The sequence below is a fragment of the Pengzhenrongella sp. genome (assembly GCF_036565025.1).
In the GTDB taxonomy this organism is placed as follows: domain Bacteria; phylum Actinomycetota; class Actinomycetes; order Actinomycetales; family Cellulomonadaceae; genus Pengzhenrongella.
This window is the reverse complement of record NZ_DATCNW010000441.1, coordinates 1-20,973: the sequence shown is the minus strand read 5'-3', so window position 1 is coordinate 20,973 and position 20,973 is coordinate 1. Positions and strand designations below refer to the sequence as shown.

The following is a 20,973-nucleotide window of genomic DNA, read 5'->3' as shown; positions in this document are numbered from 1 at the left end:
GCACGTCCCGGCACTACGAGCGGCCCTCGAACGGCACGTCGCCGAGCAGAATGTCAGCCCCAAGGGTCAAGATGAGAACGTGAACGCAGCCTGATGATCATCGGGCCGCCACCGAAGTTCCACGGAACTCGGGACATCCTCCCCAGGCGAGCGGGCCCTGATTGTGCCGGGCACGGTGTCTGCCTCAGGTCATTAGTCGAGACTCTCAGTACGAAGGTGGGTCGAGATCGGGTGGCGCTCGGACGAAGAGAGGGCCGTCTGGGCGGGCAGGGGGACGGCAGTGTCGGGTTCGCGGGCGACGAACGCCCAGACCGCCACTGCCAGCGGTGGGATCGTGCAGGCGAGCAGCGCCGTGTCGTAGCTGGCGGCGTGGTCGAAGACGGTGGCGAACAGCAGCGGGCCGCAGGCCGTTCCGCCGACGCTGATCGCGGCGACGAGTCCGCGGATCGAGCCGATGTGCCGGACCCCGAAGTAGCGGGGTCGTGCGGCGCCCTCCACGGCGCGGATCATGGAGCCGGCTGCGCCGAGCATCGCCCCGAACGCGTAGGCGGAGAGCCCGGGCGTGACGTGGATGGCTGACCACAGGGCCCCGCTGTGCAGGGCCATGGAGCTGATGATCATCCAGCGGCCCGCGAACCGGTCTATGGGATACCCAGTGACCAGGGTGGCGATCAGGCCGGCGATGGCCTGCGGGACGAAGTTCCCGGCGGCTTGCGCGGCGGTCAGTCCGCGGGCAGTGAGCAGGCTGATCTGATGGAGGAAACCGCGGTGGTGAGCAGCCCGGACATCGCCACCGCGTTGCAGGTCAACCAGAAGTAGGGGTGCCTCATCGCCTGGGCGCGGGTCAGGCTCGCGGCGGAGATGCTCGGGCGGTCCTTGTCCAGGCCGGGACCGGGCCGTCGGGCTGTTGTCCGAGGTCGGCGGGACGGTCGCGCATTGCGAACAGGCCCAACGAGATCACGATGAGCCAGATCGCGACGCCCTCGATCAGCCACGCGGTGCGCCACCCGTAGTCGAACAGGAACAGCTCGAGGATCAGCGGCGTGGAGGAGATCCCGACCGACCCGACCGCGCTGACGATCCCGATCGCGGTCCCGCGGCGGCGACTGAACCACAGCGCGACGGCGGTGGTGGCGGTCAGGCCGAGCGCTCCTTGCCCGGCCATGCGCAGCCCGACGAACCCGAGCGTGAGCCCGATCAGGGACGACACGAACGACAGGGTGATCAGGATAGTGCCGAATACGGCGCCGATGACGGCCATGGTGCGCCGGATCCCGAACCGGTCCAGTGCTCGCCCGATCCAGGGCAGCGCGAACGCGCCGGCGAGGGTGCCGATCAGGTACGCGGTCGACACGCTGGGCCGGGTCAGGCCGAGTTCGTCGATGAGGGGGTCGATGAACAGCGAGACCCCGACGGTCTGGCCCGGTCCGGTCGGGGACAACGGGGAGTGCTTGCGGGGCGAGCTCAAGGGGGAGACGGCTCTCGTGGTGGGTCGCGCGGTGTCGTGTGGAGGCGCCGTGCAGGTGATGAATCGAGGGTGCTGGTGGTGTGGCCCGCAGAGGGGAGCGGTCAGGCGGGTGCGGGTTCCTGGTCGCCCGCGCGGTGTTAGCGGCCGATCTCGTGGCGCAGGCTGTGGGCGAAACCTTCGGCCGACTCGAGCTGGGCGCGCAGGCTGAACTGCGTTCCTCGGCGGTCTTGCAGTAAATCGCGAGGCGATCGAGCAGGTCATGGCGGTCGGCCGGGGTGTGGTCGGCGGCGTCGAGCTGGTCGAGCACACCGAGGAGGTCACGCGTCTCAGGCAGGCTCAGGCCCAGCGGCTTCATCCGTTTGACCAGCTCGAGGCGGGCGATGTCGGCCTCGGTGTACAGGCGGAATCCGCCATGAGAGCGCGCTGAGGGGATCACGAGCCCGACCTCCTCGTAGTGCCTGATTGTGCGCAGCGACAGGTCGGTCCGTTCGGCGACCTCCCCGATCTGCTTGTGCTCCACGGCCATGTCAGAACTCCGTTCGATGGTTCGACGCACCGGCACCCGAGCGCCGGTGCGGGGTCGAGGTCGGCTGCGGGCAGACTGGCCGTCATGAGCGACGCCGTACACGAGCCGATGATGCAGATCGGGAAGTTCGCCGAGCGCACGGGTCTGTCTGTCCACACGATCAGGCACTATGACGAGGTCGATCTGCTGCGCCCGTCGGGCCGCAGCGAGGGCGGTTTTCGCCTGTATACGGACACCGACTTGGAGCGGTTCCTGCTGATCCGGCGCATGAAGCCGCTGGGGTTCGCCCTGGAGCAGATGCGCGAGGTCCTCGAGATCGTCGACACCCTCGCTGGGGCGAGCGGCCCCGAGCGCGCCGTCGCGCAGGGGCGGCTCGGGGAGTTCATCGCCGCGGCGCACGAACGGCGCAGCCGGCTTCTCGCGGAGCTGGCGATGGCGGACGAGTTCATCGCACAGCTCGCGGAGCGCCACTCGAGCTGAACTCGCGTGCCCGAGGGCGGTCTCGGCTGCCGGCTCGGCCCGCCGCGGCTTCAGTGCCCGGCGCCGAGGTGACCGGCGAGGTGCTCGTGGCGACGGGTGGAGGCCTCGTTCATCCCGATGATGGTCGCGGTCTTGCCCTTGGCGGCGTACTTGGTGGTGATGGCGTCCAGGGTGGCCACGGTGGTCACGTCCCAGATGTGGGACCCGGACATGTCGATGATGACGTTCTTCGGATCGCCGGTGTAGTCGAATTGGAAGATGAGGTCGTTGGAGGAGGCGAAGAACAGCTCGCCGACGACGGCGTAGACGCGGGTGTCGGCATCGGGGTGGGCGACGGCGACGACCTCGGTGAAGTGGGCGACGTGGCGCACGAAGTCGAGCGCGGAGAGCACGACCCCGGTCATCACCCCGAAGGCGAGGTTGTCGGTGGCGACGGTCACGGCGACCGTGGCGACCATGATCGCGGTGTAGGTCCGGGGCATCCGGACCCAGGTCGAGGGCTGGATGGAGTGCCAGTCGAAGGTGCGCACCGAGACCATGATCATCACGGCGACCAGGGCGGCCATGGGGATGACCGCGACCACGTCGCCGAGGCCGAGGACGAGGATCAGCAGCAGGAACACCCCGGCCAGGAAGGTCGAGATCCTCGTGCGGGCGCCGGAGACCTTGACGTTGATCATGGTCTGGCCGATCATCGCGCACCCGCCCATGCCACCGAAGAGCCCGGTGATGATGTTCGCCGCGCCCTGCCCCCAGGCCTCGCGGGTCTTCGGGGAGTGGGTGTCGGTGATGTCGTCGACGAGCTTGGCCGTCATGAGCGACTCCATCAGGCCGACCAGTGCCATCGCGATCGCGAACGGCGCGATGATCTGCAGCGTCTCCAGGGTCAGGGGGACGTGGGGCAGGAAGAGGGTGGGCAGCGCGTCGGGCAGGTTGCCCTGGTCCCCGACGGTGGGCATGCTCACGTGGGCGCCTACGGTCACGACGGTCAGCACGACGATCGCGACCAGCGGTGCGGGCACCGCGGTGGTGACCTTGGGCAAGAAGACCATGATCGCGATCCCGATGGCCACAGCCACGTACACCGGCCACGGCATGCCGATGAGGTAGGGCAATTGGGCAAGGAAGATCAAGATTCCCAGTGCGTTGACGAACCCGACCATCACCGCGCGGGGGATGAACCTGATGAGCTTGGCCACCCCGGCGAGGCCGAGGGCGACCTGGATGAGGCCGCCGAGGATGACCGTGGCGATCAGGTAGTCCATGCCGTACTCGCTCATCATCGGGGCGATCACCAGGGCGATGGCGCCGGTCGCGGCGGAGATCATTGCGGGCCGACCACCGAGGAACGCGATCGAGACAGCCATCGTGAACGCGGCGAACAGCCCGACCCGGGGGTCGACCCCCGCGATGATCGAGAACGAGATCGCTTCGGGGATCAGCGCTAGGGCCACGACCAGGCCCGCGAGGACCTCGGTGCGCAGCCGCGCCGGGGACCGCAACGCGCCCCGGACCGAGGTGACGTCGTCGGCGCGGGCCCGACGGCGATCTTCGGCGGTGCGGCGTTCTTCGGGGGTGCGTGGGCGCAGGACGCCGGCAAATGGTGAGGTCACGGCAAACTCCAAGGGCAACGGGCGCAGACGCGCCCAACGGTCGGGTGGGGAGGTGGCGCGTCGTCACACCAGGTTCGGCAAGCGGCGCTCCCTCACGTCCTGCGCGATCGGCGCGGCGGGCGGGGAGGGCGAACGAGGCCAGGGCCCACTCTAACCTCACCCGAGAGTAGAGTGGGACGCAGTAGCAGGGAATGGACCTGGGGGAGGCTCATCGACAAGTTCCAGCCCGACCGCTGGGACATCACCGGCGCGGTGATCTGCCTGCTCGGCGTCGCCGTCATCATGTACGCGCCCCGAAGCTGACAGGGCGCCTGGCAACGAAGCCGCGCACCAGCTCACGTGGCCGCCGGCCGCGCTGTCCAGCGGGGCCATGGACGTCCGCTCGGCGGGCGTGAGCCTCGGCGGTACGTGGCGTGGTCTCTTCAGCGCTCTTTCGCACGGTCAGTCACTTGCGGAAAGCTGGTTGCTGCCCTCGGTGTCTTGGCCACCGGTCTGTCCCGCTCGCGCCTGGCTGTCGGGTCGGGTCAGGGTGTGCTCGGGTACCGAGCTTGGGTAGGGGGCTCGTCGCACCGCAATGAGCCATGCAATAATCTGCGCATGGATGCAGATAAATTGATTGGCGGACTCACGCCAGACGACCAGTTCGTCGAGCTCGCCGTCGAGGTCTTCACGATGCTCGCTGACTCGACCCGCGTCCGGATCATTCTCGCCCTGCGTGACGGCGAGCTACCGGTCAATCGGCTTGCCGAGATCGTCGAGAAGTCCCCGGCCGCAGTCTCCCAACACCTCGCCAAGCTGCGCCTGGGCAGGTTCGTCGCCACCCGTCAAGAAGGAACGCGCGTGTTCTATCGGCTCGAGAACGAGCACGCACGCCAACTCGTGACCGACGCGATCTTCCAGGCCGAACACTCCCTCGGCACCAGTCCACGGCACCACCAGATCGAGAGCGACGGGACAGTATGAGCACAACACATGCGCGTGACGGGCACGAGCCGCACCCGCACGATGGGCACCAGCCGCACTCGCCCGACGCAGACGCCCACACGCACGCGTCTGAGGATTCCCGGGACGTCGACGTCCATGACCACGGGCATTCGCACGGCCCGGACGGTCATACCCATGGCCCAGGCGCCCACGAGCACCCGACTGGTATCAAGGGGTTCTTCTACGGACTGTTCGTGCCCCACAGCCACGACGCTGCCGACTCGATCGATGACGCGCTGGAGGCGAGCACGCAAGGGGTCAGGGCGCTGAAAATCAGCCTTTTCATGCTCCTGGGCACGACGATCCTGCAGTTCATCGTGGTGCTCATCAGCGGATCGGTCGCTCTCCTCGCGGACACGATCCACAACTTCTCCGACGCGCTGACCGCCGTCCCCCTGTGGATCGCGTTCATTCTCGGCCGCCGGGCGGCCAATCGCCGCTACACCTTCGGGTACGGTCGCGCCGAAGACCTCGCCGGGTTGTTCATCGTCGCGGTCATCGCGCTCTCCGCGATCGTGGCCGCGTGGCAGTCCATCGACCGGATCTTCAACCCGCAGACCCTGCACAACCTCGGGTGGGTAGCCGTCGCCGGGATCATCGGGTTCATCGGGAACGAAGCCGTCGCGATCTACCGCATCAGCGTCGGCCAGAAGATCGGTTCCGCCGCCCTGGTCGCCGACGGCGTCCATGCCCGCCTTGACGGCTTTACGTCCCTGGCTGTCGTGGTCGGAGCGCTCGGTGTCTGGCTCGGCTTTCCGCTCGCAGACCCCATCGTCGGCCTCCTCATCTCCGCAGCCATCATCGTCCTGCTCTGGGGCACCGTTCGCAGTATCGGCCGCCGGCTCATGGATGGGATAGAACCAGAGCTCCTCGACCGAGCCGAAGCCGCGCTCGCTCACACACCGGGAGTGCTCACCGTTTCGAGAATCCAACTGCGGTGGGTAGGCCACCGCCTCCAAGGAGCTGCCACCATCGTGGTCGCCGACACATCGCTGTCACAGGCAGAGCACGTGGCCCACGAAGCCGAGCACCGGCTCGCACAAGCACTGCCCAACCTCGATGCCATGGCCATCCGCACCGCCACCACATCCCAAACACTGACGCCGCACGCGCACTAGTTTCGCGCACTCACAGCGGCGGTGTCGGGCGGCCTCGTCCTAGAACCACCGCTCGTCCGCGTCGACCTAGTCGCCGTTCCCCTTGATTCGTGCGGTGCGGAGCGCCCCGCGAGCTGGCGTCGTCGCCCGGTGGGTTGACGCGTCAGGACTTGAGCGGGGTGGGCTTCTCGGCCCGCACGATCGCGCCGTGCAGTCCGGGGGCGGCCTCGTGGGTGAACTCAACGGTGGGGTTGACGAACCCAGCGGCGGTCAGGCCGGCGAGGTACTCGCTTTGGGACAAAGCACCGGCGATGCACCCGACGTAGGAGCCTCGCTCGGCACGCTGGGCTGGCGTGACGTCGTCCTCGGCGACGACGTCGGACACCCCGACGCGGCCGCCCGGCACGAGGACGCGGAACATCTCGGCGAGCACCGCGGGCTTGTCCGTGGAGAGGTTGATGACGCAGTTGGAGATGATCACGTCGATCGACGCGTCCGGCAGTGGGATGTCCTCGATCTGACCGCGCAGGAACTCGACATTCGTCGCACCGGCCTTGATCTTGTTGGCCTCGGCCAGCGCGAGCATCTCCAGCGTCATGTCGAGCCCGTACGCGCGCCCTTCGGGACCGACGCGGCGCGCGGAAAGCAGCACGTCGATGCCGCCACCGGACCCGAGGTCGAGGACCCGCTCACCGGGATTCAGATCGGCCACGGCGAGCGGGTTGCCGCACCCGAGCGAAGCGAGAACCGCTTCCGCCTGCGCCAAATTCGAGAGACCGCGACGATCCTCGGGCGGGTCCGTCAGCGCGCTTCACGTCCGGCCGTCGCCCAATACCCGACCCGCGCGGCCACGCCGATTCGTTCCGGCGAGTTGATCGCTTCGAACCGATCAGCAGGCGGGCATCAGCTCAGACTGAGCCGATCCGACTTGCCTGGTTCACACCGGTATGTCCCATTTGTGTCGGGAACCCGACTTGGCCGTATAGGACACGCCAGGTCGAATGGGCCCTAGCGCCCTGACCTGCATGTTTGCAATTTCAGGCGGCCGAGCAACGCGGGCGGCAGTCGCGTGGGACGCCCCATGAGGCCTAGGCGAGGCCGAGCCCTAGGGGTTTGCCGAGCCTGAACTCCTTCTCAATGCCGCCTCGCCCCAATGAAGACACGTCACTCAGACCCCGGACCTCGACTCCATGCGAGGCAACCGCACCATCCCTCGGGGAAGGTTCCGAGCATGACGCTTCGCGAGGCAAGATGGAGCAGTGCGCGACGGAATTGACTGGGTCGAGGTCGGCGCCGGCGGTCGTTTCGAGAAGATCGTCAGTGTCCTCCTCAGCACGTTGCACTGCGGATCCAGACGCATCGACGGCGCCGGCGGCGACGGCGGCCGAGACCACGAGTTCCACATCGACGGCAAGCTCCTCGTCTGGCAGTCGAAGTACTTCATCGGTCGGCTCAGCACGGGCAACCGGAAGAGGCAGATCACCAACAGCCTGATCACCGCGGCAGGACGGCAGCCGGACAGTTGGACGTTGGTCACGCCCATGGTCCCAACGCCGGAAGAGCTCGGGTGGTTCAACAAGCTCCAACCGGACTACCCGTTCCGCCTCACGTGGTGCGCAGGCGACTGGCTCGACGCCCAACTCGCCGAACACCCCCAGATCGTGCGCCGCTTCATGGGGCCCAACGACGAGTACGTCGCGCTCCTGCGCGAGTTACGTATGGAGCAAGACGCCCTGGTCGATGGACTCCCCGCTGCCCAGGAACGACTCAAAGCGCTCGCCGCAAAGATCGACGCTTCCGACCCCTTCTACAGCGTCATCCTGGCGATAGACGCCGGCCAGGTCACCGCCTCGGGCCTGCGGCCCAAGTATGTCGGCGCCGAGCTGGACAGCCCCATCACCATCCGCTTCAGCGTCGTCACCGGACCGTCGCCAGCCGACCAGGGGGTGCGCGATGCAATGGATGCGGCCCTCGAGTGGGGCGAGCCGGTCATCCTGCCGGCAACTCACGTGCGCAACGTCGAAGTAGAGGCACCGCACGGCCTCGGCGGCATCTTCGACCAGGCGAGCATCGCGCTCACACCGGAGATCGAAGCGGTTGACCTCGGCCTCGAGCTGGTCGTCTGGAACCCGGAAGGAGGCCGGCTGGCCACCCTGCCGGCCCAGCTCGTTGAGAGGAGCCGTGGCAGTCAGGGAACCACCGTTGCCGGGTCCGACCACACCGGAATCGTCACGGCCAAGATGCGCCTGGACCACTCTCTGAGCAAGGTCACATTGCAGCTGAGCTTCAAAGAACCGCCCTCGCTCCTGCCGGGCGCCCTGCTGCCGGTCGTTCGGTTCATGCGTCACGCCACGACTCCGAACCGGCTCTCTTTCGGGGTGAGCGACGCGCCAAACACCGCCGCGGTCACGATCAATACCGCGGAGCTCCCCGGCGTCGACGCGTACGTTGAGTTCATCGAAGGACTCGACCGCATCCAAGGCACCACCGGACACTCGTTTTCCGTGCCCGCCAAGTGGACCAGCCGCGACTTGCGCGAGGTTCGTCTAGCCATGACTCTGCTCGACGGGGGCGCCATCAACGTCGGCCGAGGTCCCGCCAATTTCGTGATGGATCCACACGTCGCCGACGGTCTCCGCAAAACCTCTGCGACCGCACCAAGCAACCGGTTGGAGATCGAAGCAAGCACCCCCTACGTGGCCAAAATCTGCGGCCGCGAGATCGACTTGGGCCCGTATCTGCTGTGTGTGGACGCTGAATCCATTGAATTCGGTCCCGAGACCGCAGGCGAGGTGGAGGTGATTGCACACCCGTTCCCCGATCGCGGCGTTGAAGCCAAGCTCGGGCGTTTGTTGCTGGGGCCTACTGCATGACCGGCCCACCGTGCCAGCTGGAATTCTTCGGGTTCCGCGACCGGCTCCGCGCCCATCTTGGCGTCTGCGCGCGGATGCCTACCGGAAAGCCGAGCCTTTCCAGGACCGCTCCATGACCCGCTCGACGATCCGCTCTACGACCCTCTGCGGATCCTTCCACTTCATCGCCAGCCGATCCGTATCCATCCCGTGTTCGGCGACGATGTCGCGGAGATCCTCCAAGCCCAGCGCGGCCAGACGGGCACGGAGGCCGTGCTCCTGACCTTCGGCGTACAGCGCGAACAGGTCGAACGGGCACGGCTTCCGCCTGTTGCTCGGGCGCTTAGCCTTGCCCGGCTCCTCGCTCGCCGCGAGATCGGGCACTCGCACCGCGCGCGACAGGGCGCTGGCGAAACGAGAGCTCCGCCCGGCCTCGGCCGCCACGACGGTGGAGATCCGGGCCAGGACGCCAACTGGCGTGGCGGTACCGACAAGGGGTGAGGCCTTGACCAACGGCGCAGTGGCCGAACCTTGCCGCCAGCCCGGCAGGCGACGGCCGAGTCGTAGTCGTAGGCGGTGTTCAGGTTTCGCCATGCCCTCGGACGAAGGCGGCGGCACGCCAGCAGGAGTCAGCGGGCCTGCCGGTCGTCAGGTCCCGCGAAGAGCACGTCTGCGGACGTTCTCATGAGGATGCCCGCTGCCACACCGTCCGACTGGATCGACTTCCAGAACAGCGCGCGGATCGCCTCGTCATCGAGTTCGGCTCTCGCCATGTCAGCAGTGTGCCCGCAACTCGGTTGCCAGGCGACCCATCTCAGCAGAGCCTGTGGACGACGGCGGGCGTCGCCGGGTTTGAGGAACGAGCGACGAGGAGTCTGCGCTCGTGTGGCTTGGCTCGCCCTGCGTGTTCACTCGGCGTTGGACCGCGACGGGCGACCGAGCATGAGCACGGCCACTGCGGGCACCTCGACCCGTCGCATCGGCGACGCCCAGCCCGTCGACGAGCCGGCAGCCGCGGTAGTTGGCCCCGGCGTGAACCTCGAACGTGGTGCGGTCAAGCGGACCCGCCTTGGGCCACCCTCCGCACCTTCGGGAGACTTCGATAGTCCCGGGGCCTTCGACCGCGGTTCGAGCCTGGCCTTGCCGTCCCCACGCACGGCGACTGATAGTGGAGTCGTGAGCATGTCCGGACAGCTCCCGCACGGCGACCGTGCGGAAGCTGAGCAGCAGATGGCCGCCGACGTCGAAGCGTTCTACGCCGGCGGAGTTCCGCCGCTGCCCGTAGGGGTGATCGAGGACGGCGACACCGACCGGCCCGATCAGCAGGCGTAACACGGCTCGCAAGCGCGTAACGCGGTAGTAGAGGTTTTGACAAGACGGCGTAAATCAGACTCACATCCGATGCGAGTCTGGGCCCTCTCCTGCCTGCTCCGCAGGCCACGGGAACAGGCCAGGAGGGAACCCCGTGGTGAGCCCATCACCGCGGTCCTCGTGGGTGCCGTTAGCGTGCGCGATCGCCGCGAGCACCAGCGCGATGTTGGTGCGGTCAAGCCCGGCCACGCCGTCGGCGAGGTTCACCTCGGCCCGGCCCGCCAGGGACGCGACGATCGCCAGCAGGCGCCGCTGGCTGCCCGAGACCGGCACAGTCTCGTCCAAGATCCGCTCGAAGTCCGCGGTGTACCCCAGCGGTCCGGCGTCGGGGTCCTCGTTCCGAATGATCCACGGGTAGCCAGGCCGGGCGAACTCGCAGCGGATCAGCAGCTCGACAGCCGCCTGGGACGCCAGGAGTCCCTCTCGCCGGGCACTGGCTCGCAGCTCGCGGCGTATCTGCTCGTCCGTCGCCTCCACGCCACGGATCATCGCATCGAGCCACAGCGCCAGCGCGCTCAGGCGGCGTAGAACCGCAGCTGGTGACCGAGCATTAGCCCGGCCGCCGGCACCGCAACCGCCGCGCCGGCGGCGCCCAGCCCGTCGACGAGCCCGAACTCGCGGTAGTCGGCCCCGGCGTGCACCTCGAACGTGACCTTCCCGAGCGGCCCCAGGTGCGCGGCCAGGTCGGCCAGCACACGCTCACTCCACTCGCGCCGAGCGGCGCGCGTCAGGTCGCCCAGCGCGAGGTCGTACGGCTCGAGAACCTGCTCGGGGTCCACCAGGTGGTGCTTGGCGGACAGCACGAACCAGCGGTCGCACGTGGCTTCGACCGCGCGGCGCCGGCCGCGGAACAGGGCCGAGACGTACAGGTCGCGGGCCGGTGCCGCGACGGGGCCTTTCAGCTTCACGCACCCGACCAGACCCACCCGCAAGGCGCCCGACACTCCCCCGGTCGCCTTGACCGTTCCTTGACCAACGCTTGGAGTTTCCACCGGGTCACTCGCCGCCGGCCGCGGGCGTGTCCAGGCCGTCGTCCTGGTGCGCGTTCAGCCAGGCCTCCACGTCGGGCCGCTTGAACCGCAGGTACTTGCCGACCTTGAACGCCGGCGGTGCGGTGCCGTCCACCCGCCACCGGTACACGGTGTTCTTCGGCACGCCGAGGTACGCCGCGACGTCGTCGATGGTCCACAAGCGTTCCTCGCGGGCTTCCAGATCATCCATGCCATGCAGATGTGCGGCAGTTGGGGTCCGTTGCGCATGTTCGCCGTCGCCTGCCGTTGCCTGCCGTCATTCACTCCGTGGCGCTCGTCCGGCGGCTCAGGACCCCGGAGGGGTCGCCGCGCCGGGCCGGTCAGCGTCTCGTCGCGAGCTCGCGGGCCAGGCAGCGCTTGCCGCACCGGCCGCACAGCACCACCCCGGTGCTCATCGGCTTGGAGCTGTCCGGCACGACGCCCGGGCCGGAATAGGTCGGCCACCGCTCCCCCGTGCCGTCATCGACGTACGTCGCCGAGTAGTGCGCCACCACCTGCTCGAGCGCGACCAGCTGCGAACCGTCCCCGCAGCCGGGGCACACCAGGGGGACGACCATGGGCGGAAGTCTCGCATCGGCGGGTCGCCCACGAGAACACCCGCTCCCCCGGGCGTCTGGTCAGGAGGGCCCGAGGGTGACGTGGGCCGGCGCCGGGATGTCGACCGCTGAGCCAGTGTCAACCGTGCCGAGCTCGTTCTTGCCGCCGAGGCACTCGATGTTCACCTTCTCGTTGCTGAACGAGTAGACGGCAGAGTCGGCCGTCGCCCCGAACGTCGCCGTGCTCGGATCCTCCACATACAGGTACTCCAGGTTGACTCTGTTCTGGTGGTTCTCCGACTCGCCGGGGTCGATCCGGCGGGTGTACAAGGCGGAGGTGAGCTGGGCGGGCAGGTCGATGGAGTTCCCGGATCGCGACAGATCGGTGTTCTCGGTGGACACGAACTTCAACCCGCCGACGGTGACCTCGTACTCGTTGACCTCGATCGCATTCGAGGCGTTGTTCTTGAACGTCACGATGTAGGTGACTTCAATCTCGAACCCGCCCTCGTGCTGCCACGCTTCGACCTCCGCTGAGGTAACGGTCAGCGTCGGCGGGGTACACGCGGCGACCCTGGGCGCTGGCGTCTTGTGCTTCCGGGGCCGTGGGGCAGGTCGCGGCGTGGCCTTCGTGTCCTCCTTCAGCGCAGACGGCAGGGTAGGGCTGGCTGCAGGGCTGGCTGCAGGGCTCGCTGTAGGGCTGGGGCTAGGGCTGGGACTGGGACTGGGACTGGGACTGGGACTGGCTGTCGGACGACTGGCAGTAGGGGTGTCCCCCGCGCTCACCGGGATCCGCGGCGGAGTACACGCGCCGCACAGCGCGACCACGGCGCAGACAGCCAAGACCGAACCGGGGCGTGGAGCCATGGGCGAAGCGTAACGAGCGGGGCCGGGGCGACAACTGCCATCACGCGCGCGTGCGCAGAACCCCACGGCGCCGCACATCACCAGGGCATGAGCACAGGCCTGCGTGACCGTCAGCCCGCCGGGGTACCGATCGGCGGGGAGTTCGCCGTCAACGCCCATCCCGAGGCGCTGGTCGACCTGGACGCGCCCGACGACGAACCGGAGGCGCCGCCGGTCCCCGTTCACGACATCCTCGCCGACCGGCTCCCCGAAGCCGTCGCCCGGATCGAGGCCGCCAACAAGAAGCTGGCCCGCGCCGGCATCGAGGAACGGTTCACGTACACCACCGAGGAGTACCTCAAGAAGCGCACCACCACCGAGTTCGGGATCAAGACGGACACCTACGAGCTGCGGACCAAGCTCGAGCTGAACGAGCCGTCGTTCTCCTACGGCGGGTGGACGTTCGTCGCGGCCCTGGACGAGACGGAGAACGGGTTCATCGCCCGCACCGCGCCGGGTCAGTCCCTGGACGGCTGGCGCCCCGACGCCCAGGGGTGCGACCACTGCGGCACCAAGCGCCACCGCAAGGCCACCTACATCCTGACCAACACGCACGGGGACCGAAAGCAGATCGGGTCCAACTGCCTGGAGCCGTTCCTCGGGGTAGAGGTCAAGGGCCTGTGGGCGCTCGGGTACGACTTCGAGGACTTGTCCGACCTGGAATCCGACCCCGACGGCCGCGAGCCGCGCGGCGGCGGGCAGTCCCCGATCCCGACCCGCGACCTGATCGCCCTCGGGCTGGCAGTCAGCGAAGGCGGCGCGAAGTTCGTCTCCCGCGCCCACGCCGACGAGTGGAACAAGGCCTCCACCATGTCGTCGGTCAGCGACCTGCTCTACGGCAAGGCCAAGACCCGCGAGGAGGCGATGGCCCGGGAGGAGATCCGCGACCGCGCGCAGGGCTACCTGACCGACGGCACCGTGGACGCCGTCCTGGCGTCGGTGCAAACCGTGGATACCGACTCCGACTACGGGTACAACCTGCAGACCGCCACCGCCGGAGAGTGGGTCTCCCCCCGGCACGCCGCGATCGCCGTCTCGGCCATCAGCGTGTGGCGCCGCGGCCAGGAGCGCGCGGTGGCGAAGGCGGCCATCGCGCCGGGGTTCATCGGAGCGGAGAAGGACAAGATCGCCGGCGTCACCGCCACCGTCACCAAGGTCATCTACACCGACAACCCGTTCGACTACAACGGCGGCGTCAACACCCTGGTGCTGTTCCGGACCGAGGACAACCACGTCGTGAAATGGTTCGCATCGGGCCGCAAGGAGTACGAGCTCGGCGACACCGGCACGTTCACCGGCGGCACGGTCAAGGCGCAGGAGACCTACGAGGGCGTCGACCAGACCGTCGTCACCCGGGTCAAGTTCGCAGCGGAGAGCGCACCTGAGCCTGCCGCACATCCATAGGGCATGAGCCACCAGCCCCAGCACGCCCCCGCCGGTGCCCCCGCGGGTGGGCAGTTCATCACCACGTCGCGCCCCGAGCCCGGGCTGACCCTCGTTCCAACACCGCCCGCCGACCGCCGGTACACGGTCGCGGAGGTCGACGAGCTGATCGCCGCCGCCGGGCTCGAGGTCACCGCCGTCCAGCAGGTCGCTCGGGAAGCCGGCGACCGGATGTACGCCCTGCGTAACCAACAGCGCCGCGCCCAGCAGGCCCTCGACACGGCGTGGACGTGGCCAGCCACCGGGGAAGCACCCGCCGACCTGGTGGTCGCAGTCACGGACTCACGGTCGGCAGCCAGCGCCGCGGCCGCCGACCAGCAGGCCGCGCACACGCGCGTCGAGACGGCCCGCGCCGCGCAGCTGGCAGCCCAGGGCCACTACCCGTGGACCGGCACCGACACCCCGGCCGTCGAGGTTTCCGGTGGCCGCCAGCGGCCCGGTGAGCTGTCCCCCAGCGGGCGCTACGCCTACGCCCACACCAACGAGGAGCAGCTGTGAGCACCGAGATCGCCCGCCAGCCCGAAGGCACCCCCACCGGTGGGCAGTTCGCGGGCACCACGCGCGCCGAAGCGGCCGGGGTCGAGCTCGCCCCTGACCGGGCCCTGCGCTGCGACCAGTGCGGGACCCGCATGAGCATCGGCCCCGACGAGGTGTCCAACCACGTCGACCAGGACGGCGGCATCGACTTCGACCGGGACGCCGACCACGTCCCCTACACCGGCGACGGCGACAGCGACGTCCCGGATCCGCGCGCGGACGAGCTCGAGGCGCTGACCGAAGACGCCGAGGACGAGTACCGGCGGGCGTTCGAGGCCGCCCAGGAGGCCGAGTCCGACACGGACCAGGCCACCGAGCACGGTGACGCCGGCGAACAAGCCTTGTATTCGTTGCTGCTCTCCCAGCGCGGCACCGACCTGGCCACCGCCGGGCGACGGCGGGACGCGGTACGCCTGGCGGTGGACCCCCAGCACGACCGCCCGCCGTACGAGGAGTTCGCCCGCCCGACCAGCACGACCACGCTGCGCCGGGCGGTCCGGGACATCAAGACCGGACGGGTGCGCGGCCTGGTAATCCGCTCCGACCTGACCGCCAAGATGCCCGTCGGCGCCTTGGAGATCGCCGCCCCGATCAACGGACGCCCGGTGTTCGTGGAGGTGGCGTCCGGGTTCGCACCGCTGAAGGTCACCTCCGGGCTGGTCGTCGTCGAGGCGGAGTCCTACTTCGGGAACGCCGTCGACGTCGAGCCGGGCGCGGGCGCGGTGGTGTTCCCCGGCGAGGGCGCCAAGCTCTCCACCCGTACCCACAGCACCGGGATCACCGTGATCGTGGGGTCACCGGACGTGCGCGGCCTGCAGATCCACGACGGGCCCGGCGGGCACCTGGACATCCTCGGAGAACGGGACATGCACCTGACCGTCTTCCGCCGCCCTGAGCGGTGACACTCGAGGCGGCGGCGAAACCCTCCCCTGCCGCACATCTACCGGGCATGACCACAGAGACCACGCGTTCCCGCCAGCCCACCGGTGCCCCGAGCGGCGGTCAGTTCGCCGCCGAGACGAAGACCGAACCGGACCTCGCCCTGGCCCCGCCGCTTCCCGGCACACCCGAGCAGCGGGCGGTGATCGCGGACCTCACCTATGCCCTGGCTTGTGGCCTCGATCTCGCCCCGGACGGCGTGACGGTCGAGGCCGTGGAGTCGCAAGGCTGCGGGTCGGTCGCCGGCGCCGTCGAGCTCTACCTGACGGCTCCCCTCGCTGACGACCGGCACACCGAGGTCACGTTCGGCGTGCGCGTCCACGAGAACGGGTACACACGTGACTCACGCCTGCGCGCCACGTACGACATCGCGGCCTACTCCGAAGACGTCGGCTTCGACCGTGACGGCGTCGCGGCCACGTGGGGTTACACCGAGGAAGCGACCGCAGAGAACGTGCGGGCCCGCGCTGCGGAGGTCCTCGACCAGGCGCACCTGCAGCGCGGGGTGGAAGACCTGATCAACCGCCCGCAACGGGAAGCCAACCTGGCCGAGCGCAAGGAGAACCGGCGCGGTAACGGTTTCAGCGACATCCTGAGCGTGGAGGTGACCCGCGGCGGGCAGCACCCGACCCTTCGGGTCAAGGACCAGCGCAGCAATGACGAGCAGCCGGTGGACCTGACCCTCGATCGCGCCACCGGGACGGTCACCTCCGGGCACCTGTCCAGCCGGTACGGCACGGTCGCCCTGGACGGGGACAACCTGGCTCGGGTCGTCGGTCAGATCGACCGGCAGATCGGCTTCGAGCTTGACGGGTACGGCCACCCCGCAGCCGAAGCAACCAAGGAGCGGTTCGAGCTCCGCCTGCGGTTGGTCTTCACGAAGTAGCCCGGCGCGAGCACGACGCCGTTCCCCGCACATCAACCGGGCATGACCACAGACGCGACCCGGTCCAGGCAGCCCCTTGGAGCGCCGGCTTCCACCGGGGGCCAGTTCGCCGCCGAGACCCGCACCGAGCCGGACGGCGTCGACCTGGCCGCCGGTCGCGAGCAGCTGGGCGGCCTGAACCTCGAAGGCCCCTTCACCAACGGCGGCCGCAAGCTCGCCGAGATGGTCTCTCGCGCCGGGGTGTGCGGGACGGCCACCGACGCCCACGACCGCACCGATGACTGGACGCGGCTGGAGGTCGTCCTGGCGACCGGTGACGACCTGACCGTCCGCTATGCGGCGGAGCCGGGTCCGGACGGGGAGATCACCGCCGTCAGCTCGTACTTCAACCCGTCGGACGAGCACCCGGAGCTGGTCACCTCGTCGAGCACCCGGATCGGCGGGATGTTGGGCGAGGAAGACGTCCACGACGCGGTCCGGCACGCCATCATGCACGTCGCGGCGAGCGACGCCTTCTACGAGCAGTTCCCCGACACCCTGGGCCTGGCACTCGAGTTCATCGGTGAACAGTCTTCTGACGAGCCGTGGCACTACCGGAACACCCCTCATCCCCAGGAGTGCGGCGCTCGGTTCACCCTCGACGACGAGCTCGACGTCGTGGTGAGAAGCCGTGACGGGTCCGTCGGCCTCGTCGTCGACAACCTCCCTCTCGACGGCCGCACGCAGCCGCGCCTGGTCGCGTTCATGGCCGCCGACTTCAACCAGCGTCTGGGCGTGACGCCTGTCGCCGGCCAGACCCCCACGGAAGCCCTCGGCCAGATGGTCAGCGGGGTCATCGACAAGGCCCGCAGCCACCCGTTCTGGGTCGCCAACATCGACGAGACGAAAGCAGGCCTGCTGTGAGCAGCACCGAATCCAAGACCCGCCAGCCGAAGGGCGTTCCGGTGGGCGGCCAGTTCGCCACGGAGACCCGCACCGAGCCGGACGGTGTCGACCTGGCCGCCGGCGCCGGCGGCGTGCGGATGGGCGGCCTGCTCCTGGAGGGCGACTTCACCGACGGCGGCCGCGAGCTCGCCGAGATGGTCTCCCGCTCCGGGGTCTGCGGGTCCGTCTCGGACCATTCCAACGGCGACTCGGCCTGGTCCCGGCTGCAGGTGGTTCTCGCCACCGGGGACGAGCTCCGCGTCGCGGTCGCGACGAAGCACGACGAGGATGCCCCGCCACGGATGACATCCGTCGCCGCGCACTTCTACGCCGGCGAGGACAACAGCCCCAACCTGGGCGACTTCGACGACGAGCGATACGGCAGCGGCGGCTTCTCCGAGATCGACGTGCGCGAGGCAGTCCGGCACACCCTGCTGCGGGTCGCCGCCGGCGCCGCCTTCTACGAACGGTTCCCCGAGACGCCCGGCCTGGCTATGGAATGGATCGGCGAGGAGTCGGTCGGCAGCAGGTGGGCCTACCCCAAGGGCGACCAGCCGCAGCAGACCACGGCCAGCTTCAAGCTGGACGGCACGGTCGACGCCGGGGTGACCTGCGTCAGCGACGGCACGGTCGAGCTCGACGTCGACAACCTGACGCTCGACTACCGCAGGGCGCACCTCCTGGAGGTCTCCTGCGCCGACCTGAACCGGCGCCTGGGCGTGACGCCCGCCGACGGGCAGACCCACGAGCAGTCCCTGTCCGCGACCCTGACCGGGGTCACCGACCAGGCCCGCAGCCACCCGGTGTGGGCGGACAACATCGACCAGACGAAAGCAGGACTGCCGTGAGCGCCACCGGAACCAAGACCCGCCAGCCGAAGGGTGTCCCGGTCGGCGGCGAGTTCGCGACCGAGACCCACGCCGAGCCGGTCGGGGTCGACCTGACCCCGGCGCTGCCCGAGACGGTGTTCACGAAGCGGTACGACACGCTGGACGAGAAGATCGAGGCGTTCCAGTCTGAGCTGAACGATGCCGTCGCCGGGCTCGCCGACGACGCCAACTGGCAGTCCTACCTCGAGACGATGGGCAAGTTCCACCGGTACTCAGGTGGCGGAGGAGGGATAATCGAACTCCGTGAGTGCCGTCGAGCGCCCGCGGTTTCGCAGCGTTTGAAGCTTCTGTGGCGTCACGGGCAGGTCGAGTAGCCCGGCAACCTGGACGCGCCGAGATGGCGCGGTCGGGCAGGCAGGCGCTTGGGCGCGTGGGTGGCCCCGGAGTCCCCGTAGGACACATCTACCTGCGACCCGGCATCGGAGAGTGATGGACCAGCCCGGCCACCTCGTGACCGGCGCGCCCGCGGTGCCACAACGCCATGTCCAGGGCGTCCAGCGGCAGGTCGGTATTCATCGTCCGGGCCGCCCGCCAGCCCACGATCATCCGCGAGCGCACATCGATCGCGAAGGCGTCGACGAACCCCGACCACGTCGCGACGTGAAGTCCACGACCCACAGCTGGTTGGATGCGGCGGCGGTGAACTGGCGTCCGACCAGGTCAGCGGGCCGAGCTGCTGTGTTGTCCGGGAGGGTGGTGCGGACCCGGCGGCCCCGGCGGACCCCGACGAGGCCGTGGGTGCGCATCAGGCGTTCGACGGTGCACCGGGCCATCGGGGTTCCGGCGACCAGAACCCCTTCACGACGCAGCCGACTGTAGACCTTCCGGGCTCCGTAGAGCCCGCCGCGGTTGGCGGTGTCTACCCGGATGATCTCGGCCAGCACCAGCTCGTCACGCCCGGCCCGGGTCGAGGTTGGGCGCCGGCGGCGGGCGTAGTAGGTCTCCGGGGCGATCGGCACACCGTGCTTGGTCAGCACCCGGCGGATCGGCGCGACCCCGAAGGTCTGGCGGTGTCAACGGCGGACTGAGAGTGCTCACCACGGCAGGCGCGGGTCGAGCTCCCGCGCGAAGAACGAGGACGCCGCCAAGAGAATCTCGTTGGCCCGCTTGAGCGGCTCATCGGACATCCGGTGGGGGTGGGGTCGTGAGTCCGCCGGCGACGAGGAGTGCGATCTCGCTGATCGGACAGGAGGGGAAGGACGCGAGGATCGTCTCGGCGATCTTCTTCCCCGCGGCCAGGTCGGTGTCGGTGTAGGCGGACCGGACCTGCTGGTAGCACTGCCAGGCCAGGAGCACCTCGCCGTCGGGATCGCCCCGCTGGAGGCAGTCGGTCAGCCGGTTCCACTGCCGATCGGACAGGTGCTCGGCGCCGGTGCGGGCGATGTTGCGGATCCGCAAGAGCGGGTCGTTCTTGTTGTCCCGCGGCGGCCGAGAGAGTCTTGCTGGACGCGGCGGCGGACCTCGTCGAGGGCCTGGCCTGCGAGTTTGACGACGTGGAACGCGTCTAGGACCGGGGTGGCCTCGCGGAGTTCGTCACGCAGGGCGTCGGCATACCCGCGGAACGGGTCGAGGGTGGCGACCTGAACCCTGTCACGGAAGGTGGCGGATCGGTCCTTCAGCCAGTCAGCCAGCACGGTCCCGGAACGTCCGGGGGCCAGGTCCAGCAGCCGAGCATGAACCCGACCTTGGCAGTCGCGGGTCAGGTCGACCATCCCGGTCAGCATCGTCGGGCCCTTGGCCGCGGCCTTGTGCGGGGTGTGGTGCCACACGTGCTCGTCGACCTCGAGCGTGGCGACCCCGTCCAGGCGGGCGGGGTCGGCTCGGGTGGGGCACCGTTCAGGATGGCGATGAGACCCATTGTTCGATGTCAGGCACCGGCGTAGCGTCGAGTAGATCACTCGATCGAGGAGGCTTCTGATGGCTGGACTGGAGTCGAAGAGTTTCGATGCACCTGATGAGGTTCGTCCGTTCACGGACAAGGGTGAGGCGCAGGTCGTGACGCTGGCTGGCGGCTCGGTGCTCAAGGCCCGGTTTGAACCAGGCTGGCGGTGGTCTGAACACCTCCGTCCGATTGCGGGCACGGACAGCTGCCAGTCACCCCATTTCCTCTACGTGCTCTCCGGGCGAATGCACGTGGTCATGAACGATGGCACGGAGGCCGAGGCCGCACCCAACGACGTCGTGCGCATCGAACCTGGCCACGACGCCTGGGTCATAGGGGACGAGGCATGCGTCGTCGTCGACTTCGGGGCGTCCCCCGCCTACGCCACTTCCCACACCGCTTGATCGGGAGTAGAAATGGTGGGAACCGGTGCTAATCGGCCACCGCTTGCCCCTCTGGAGGTTCTTGCCATGCCCAAGTTCATGGACGTTCACCACGGGATGCACGGCATCACCCCCGAGGCCCTGAAAGCCGCGCATCAGGCGGACCTCGACATCCAGGGTGACGAGGGGGTCGACTTCCAGAGGGCGTGGGGTGACCCTGACTCC

31 protein-coding genes and 2 pseudogenes are annotated in these 20,973 nt (G+C 68.9%); 17 read left to right on the top strand and 16 right to left on the bottom strand.

What is annotated here, in order from left to right; all coding sequences use genetic code 11:
- Positions 1 to 192: 192 nt before the first annotated feature.
- Complete coding sequence (locus VIM26_RS25210) at positions 193 to 675, bottom strand: MFS transporter (protein ID WP_331956081.1); 483 nt, start codon at positions 673 to 675, stop codon at positions 193 to 195.
- Here VIM26_RS25210 and VIM26_RS25205 point away from each other — a divergent pair.
- The gene (locus VIM26_RS25205; RefSeq protein WP_331956076.1) at positions 595 to 819 is read left to right on the top strand and encodes a hypothetical protein; all 225 of its coding nucleotides are present in this window, start codon (positions 595 to 597) and stop codon (positions 817 to 819) included. The two genes, VIM26_RS25210 and VIM26_RS25205, sit on opposite strands and share 81 nt — an antisense overlap.
- 25 nt (positions 820 to 844) lie before the next feature.
- On the opposite strand, the gene VIM26_RS25200 is transcribed toward VIM26_RS25205, so the two are convergent.
- Positions 845 to 1,468: an MFS transporter gene (locus VIM26_RS25200; protein WP_331956075.1), complete on the bottom strand. Its 624-nt coding sequence runs from the start codon at positions 1,466 to 1,468 to the stop codon at positions 845 to 847.
- Positions 1,469 to 1,727: 259 nt separating this feature from the next.
- Here VIM26_RS25200 and VIM26_RS27240 point away from each other — a divergent pair, with 259 nt between their 5' ends.
- The gene (locus VIM26_RS27240; RefSeq protein ID WP_414696576.1) at positions 1,728 to 1,895 is read left to right on the top strand and encodes a hypothetical protein; all 168 of its coding nucleotides are present in this window, start codon (positions 1,728 to 1,730) and stop codon (positions 1,893 to 1,895) included.
- On the opposite strand, the pseudogene VIM26_RS27235 reads toward VIM26_RS27240, so the two are convergent.
- Positions 1,839 to 1,994, bottom strand: a pseudogene (locus VIM26_RS27235) (MerR family transcriptional regulator); the annotation flags it as partial. The gene VIM26_RS27240 and the pseudogene VIM26_RS27235 sit on opposite strands and share 57 nt — an antisense overlap.
- Positions 1,995 to 2,078: 84 nt before the next feature.
- Between VIM26_RS27235 and VIM26_RS25190 the strand changes: the two are divergent.
- Positions 2,079 to 2,474 carry a MerR family transcriptional regulator gene (locus tag VIM26_RS25190; protein WP_331956074.1) on the top strand — a complete coding sequence of 132 codons (396 nt, stop codon included), beginning with the start codon at positions 2,079 to 2,081 and terminating at the stop codon, positions 2,472 to 2,474.
- Between the two features lie 50 nt (positions 2,475 to 2,524).
- On the opposite strand, the gene VIM26_RS25185 is transcribed toward VIM26_RS25190, so the two are convergent.
- On the bottom strand, positions 2,525 to 4,087 hold the full coding sequence (locus tag VIM26_RS25185; protein ID WP_414696575.1) for a SulP family inorganic anion transporter: 1,563 nt from the start codon (positions 4,085 to 4,087) through the stop codon (positions 2,525 to 2,527).
- Positions 4,088 to 4,285: 198 nt separating this feature from the next.
- Between VIM26_RS25185 and VIM26_RS25180 the strand changes: the two are divergent.
- The 3 genes and pseudogenes from VIM26_RS25180 to VIM26_RS25170 form a co-directional block, all read left to right on the top strand.
- A pseudogene (locus tag VIM26_RS25180) lies at positions 4,286 to 4,390 on the top strand (hypothetical protein); the annotation flags it as partial.
- 294 nt (positions 4,391 to 4,684) lie between these two features.
- The gene (locus VIM26_RS25175; protein ID WP_331956079.1) at positions 4,685 to 5,050 is read left to right on the top strand and encodes a metalloregulator ArsR/SmtB family transcription factor; all 366 of its coding nucleotides are present in this window, start codon (positions 4,685 to 4,687) and stop codon (positions 5,048 to 5,050) included.
- Positions 5,051 to 5,265: 215 nt separating this feature from the next.
- Positions 5,266 to 6,189 (top strand): cation diffusion facilitator family transporter, encoded by a 924-nt coding sequence (locus VIM26_RS25170; protein WP_414696574.1) that lies wholly within the window; start codon positions 5,266 to 5,268, stop codon positions 6,187 to 6,189.
- A gap of 142 nt (positions 6,190 to 6,331) precedes the next feature.
- Here the strand turns inward: VIM26_RS25170 and VIM26_RS25165 are convergent, their stop codons facing one another.
- Positions 6,332 to 6,880 carry a methyltransferase domain-containing protein gene (locus VIM26_RS25165; protein WP_414696573.1) on the bottom strand — a complete coding sequence of 183 codons (549 nt, stop codon included), beginning with the start codon at positions 6,878 to 6,880 and terminating at the stop codon, positions 6,332 to 6,334.
- A 547-nt stretch (positions 6,881 to 7,427) separates the two neighbouring features.
- Between VIM26_RS25165 and VIM26_RS25160 the strand changes: the two genes are divergently transcribed.
- Positions 7,428 to 9,041 (top strand): hypothetical protein, encoded by a 1,614-nt coding sequence (locus tag VIM26_RS25160; RefSeq protein WP_331956073.1) that lies wholly within the window; start codon positions 7,428 to 7,430, stop codon positions 9,039 to 9,041.
- Positions 9,042 to 9,119: 78 nt separating this feature from the next.
- On the opposite strand, the gene VIM26_RS25155 is transcribed toward VIM26_RS25160, so the two are convergent.
- Both VIM26_RS25155 and VIM26_RS25150 read right to left on the bottom strand, forming a co-directional pair.
- On the bottom strand, positions 9,120 to 9,533 hold the full coding sequence (locus VIM26_RS25155) for a hypothetical protein (RefSeq protein WP_331956072.1): 414 nt from the start codon (positions 9,531 to 9,533) through the stop codon (positions 9,120 to 9,122).
- A 116-nt stretch (positions 9,534 to 9,649) separates the two neighbouring features.
- Complete coding sequence (locus VIM26_RS25150) at positions 9,650 to 9,793, bottom strand: hypothetical protein (protein WP_331956071.1); 144 nt, start codon at positions 9,791 to 9,793, stop codon at positions 9,650 to 9,652.
- A gap of 403 nt (positions 9,794 to 10,196) precedes the next feature.
- On the opposite strand from VIM26_RS25150, the gene VIM26_RS25145 reads away from it, so the two are divergent.
- A complete protein-coding gene (locus tag VIM26_RS25145; RefSeq protein ID WP_331956070.1) occupies positions 10,197 to 10,352 on the top strand; it encodes a hypothetical protein in 156 nt (51 codons plus the stop codon).
- A gap of 60 nt (positions 10,353 to 10,412) precedes the next feature.
- Here VIM26_RS25145 and VIM26_RS25140 read toward each other — a convergent pair whose 3' ends face one another.
- The 5 genes from VIM26_RS25140 to VIM26_RS25120 all read right to left on the bottom strand — a co-directional run bounded on the left by VIM26_RS25140 (position 10,413) and on the right by VIM26_RS25120 (position 12,435).
- Entirely contained in the window at positions 10,413 to 10,868 is a 456-nt protein-coding gene (locus VIM26_RS25140; RefSeq protein ID WP_331956069.1) for a hypothetical protein, read from the bottom strand.
- A gap of 38 nt (positions 10,869 to 10,906) precedes the next feature.
- Positions 10,907 to 11,317, bottom strand: coding sequence for a DUF6884 domain-containing protein (locus tag VIM26_RS25135; RefSeq protein WP_331956077.1), 411 nt, complete (start codon positions 11,315 to 11,317; stop codon positions 10,907 to 10,909).
- Positions 11,318 to 11,387: 70 nt separating this feature from the next.
- A complete protein-coding gene (locus VIM26_RS25130) occupies positions 11,388 to 11,612 on the bottom strand; it encodes a helix-turn-helix domain-containing protein (RefSeq protein ID WP_331956068.1) in 225 nt (74 codons plus the stop codon).
- A 130-nt stretch (positions 11,613 to 11,742) separates the two neighbouring features.
- Positions 11,743 to 11,979 (bottom strand): hypothetical protein, encoded by a 237-nt coding sequence (locus tag VIM26_RS25125; protein ID WP_331956067.1) that lies wholly within the window; start codon positions 11,977 to 11,979, stop codon positions 11,743 to 11,745.
- A gap of 60 nt (positions 11,980 to 12,039) precedes the next feature.
- On the bottom strand, positions 12,040 to 12,435 hold the full coding sequence (locus VIM26_RS25120; protein WP_331956066.1) for a hypothetical protein: 396 nt from the start codon (positions 12,433 to 12,435) through the stop codon (positions 12,040 to 12,042).
- 477 nt (positions 12,436 to 12,912) lie between these two features.
- Here VIM26_RS25120 and VIM26_RS25115 point away from each other — a divergent pair, with 477 nt between their 5' ends.
- The 7 genes from VIM26_RS25115 to VIM26_RS25085 are packed head-to-tail and all read left to right on the top strand — an operon-like array spanning position 12,913 to position 18,797.
- On the top strand, positions 12,913 to 14,268 hold the full coding sequence (locus tag VIM26_RS25115; protein ID WP_331956065.1) for a hypothetical protein: 1,356 nt from the start codon (positions 12,913 to 12,915) through the stop codon (positions 14,266 to 14,268).
- A gap of 3 nt (positions 14,269 to 14,271) precedes the next feature.
- Positions 14,272 to 14,805, top strand: coding sequence for a hypothetical protein (locus tag VIM26_RS25110; protein WP_331956064.1), 534 nt, complete (start codon positions 14,272 to 14,274; stop codon positions 14,803 to 14,805).
- Entirely contained in the window at positions 14,802 to 15,746 is a 945-nt protein-coding gene (locus VIM26_RS25105; RefSeq protein WP_331956063.1) for a hypothetical protein, read from the top strand. Before VIM26_RS25110 ends, VIM26_RS25105 begins: the two co-directional genes overlap by 4 nt.
- 47 nt (positions 15,747 to 15,793) lie before the next feature.
- Positions 15,794 to 16,669: a hypothetical protein gene (locus VIM26_RS25100; RefSeq protein ID WP_331956062.1), complete on the top strand. Its 876-nt coding sequence runs from the start codon at positions 15,794 to 15,796 to the stop codon at positions 16,667 to 16,669.
- A 42-nt stretch (positions 16,670 to 16,711) separates the two neighbouring features.
- Entirely contained in the window at positions 16,712 to 17,572 is an 861-nt protein-coding gene (locus VIM26_RS25095; protein ID WP_331956061.1) for a hypothetical protein, read from the top strand.
- Positions 17,569 to 18,441, top strand: a complete 873-nt coding sequence (locus VIM26_RS25090) for a hypothetical protein (RefSeq protein WP_331956060.1) — start codon at positions 17,569 to 17,571, stop codon at positions 18,439 to 18,441. Before VIM26_RS25095 ends, VIM26_RS25090 begins: the two co-directional genes overlap by 4 nt.
- Positions 18,438 to 18,797, top strand: a complete 360-nt coding sequence (locus tag VIM26_RS25085; RefSeq protein ID WP_331956059.1) for a hypothetical protein — start codon at positions 18,438 to 18,440, stop codon at positions 18,795 to 18,797. Before VIM26_RS25090 ends, VIM26_RS25085 begins: the two co-directional genes overlap by 4 nt.
- Before the next feature lie 88 nt (positions 18,798 to 18,885).
- Here the strand turns inward: VIM26_RS25085 and VIM26_RS25080 are convergent, their stop codons facing one another.
- The 4 genes from VIM26_RS25080 to VIM26_RS27230 all read right to left on the bottom strand — a co-directional run bounded on the left by VIM26_RS25080 (position 18,886) and on the right by VIM26_RS27230 (position 20,252).
- Positions 18,886 to 19,029, bottom strand: a complete 144-nt coding sequence (locus VIM26_RS25080; protein ID WP_331956058.1) for a hypothetical protein — start codon at positions 19,027 to 19,029, stop codon at positions 18,886 to 18,888.
- Positions 19,026 to 19,460, bottom strand: coding sequence for an IS3 family transposase (locus tag VIM26_RS25075; protein WP_331956057.1), 435 nt, complete (start codon positions 19,458 to 19,460; stop codon positions 19,026 to 19,028). Before VIM26_RS25075 ends, VIM26_RS25080 begins: the two co-directional genes overlap by 4 nt.
- Positions 19,461 to 19,599: 139 nt before the next feature.
- Positions 19,600 to 19,881: a hypothetical protein gene (locus tag VIM26_RS25070; protein WP_331956056.1), complete on the bottom strand. Its 282-nt coding sequence runs from the start codon at positions 19,879 to 19,881 to the stop codon at positions 19,600 to 19,602.
- Entirely contained in the window at positions 19,815 to 20,252 is a 438-nt protein-coding gene (locus tag VIM26_RS27230) for an ISL3 family transposase (protein ID WP_422662205.1), read from the bottom strand. The genes VIM26_RS25070 and VIM26_RS27230 overlap by 67 nt, the downstream gene beginning before the upstream one ends.
- Before the next feature lie 148 nt (positions 20,253 to 20,400).
- On the opposite strand from VIM26_RS27230, the gene VIM26_RS25065 reads away from it, so the two are divergent.
- The gene (locus VIM26_RS25065; RefSeq protein ID WP_331956055.1) at positions 20,401 to 20,769 is read left to right on the top strand and encodes a cupin domain-containing protein; all 369 of its coding nucleotides are present in this window, start codon (positions 20,401 to 20,403) and stop codon (positions 20,767 to 20,769) included.
- A gap of 12 nt (positions 20,770 to 20,781) precedes the next feature.
- On the top strand, positions 20,782 to 20,973 hold a 192-nt coding region (locus VIM26_RS27225; RefSeq protein ID WP_414696572.1), incomplete at its 3' end, for a nickel-binding protein.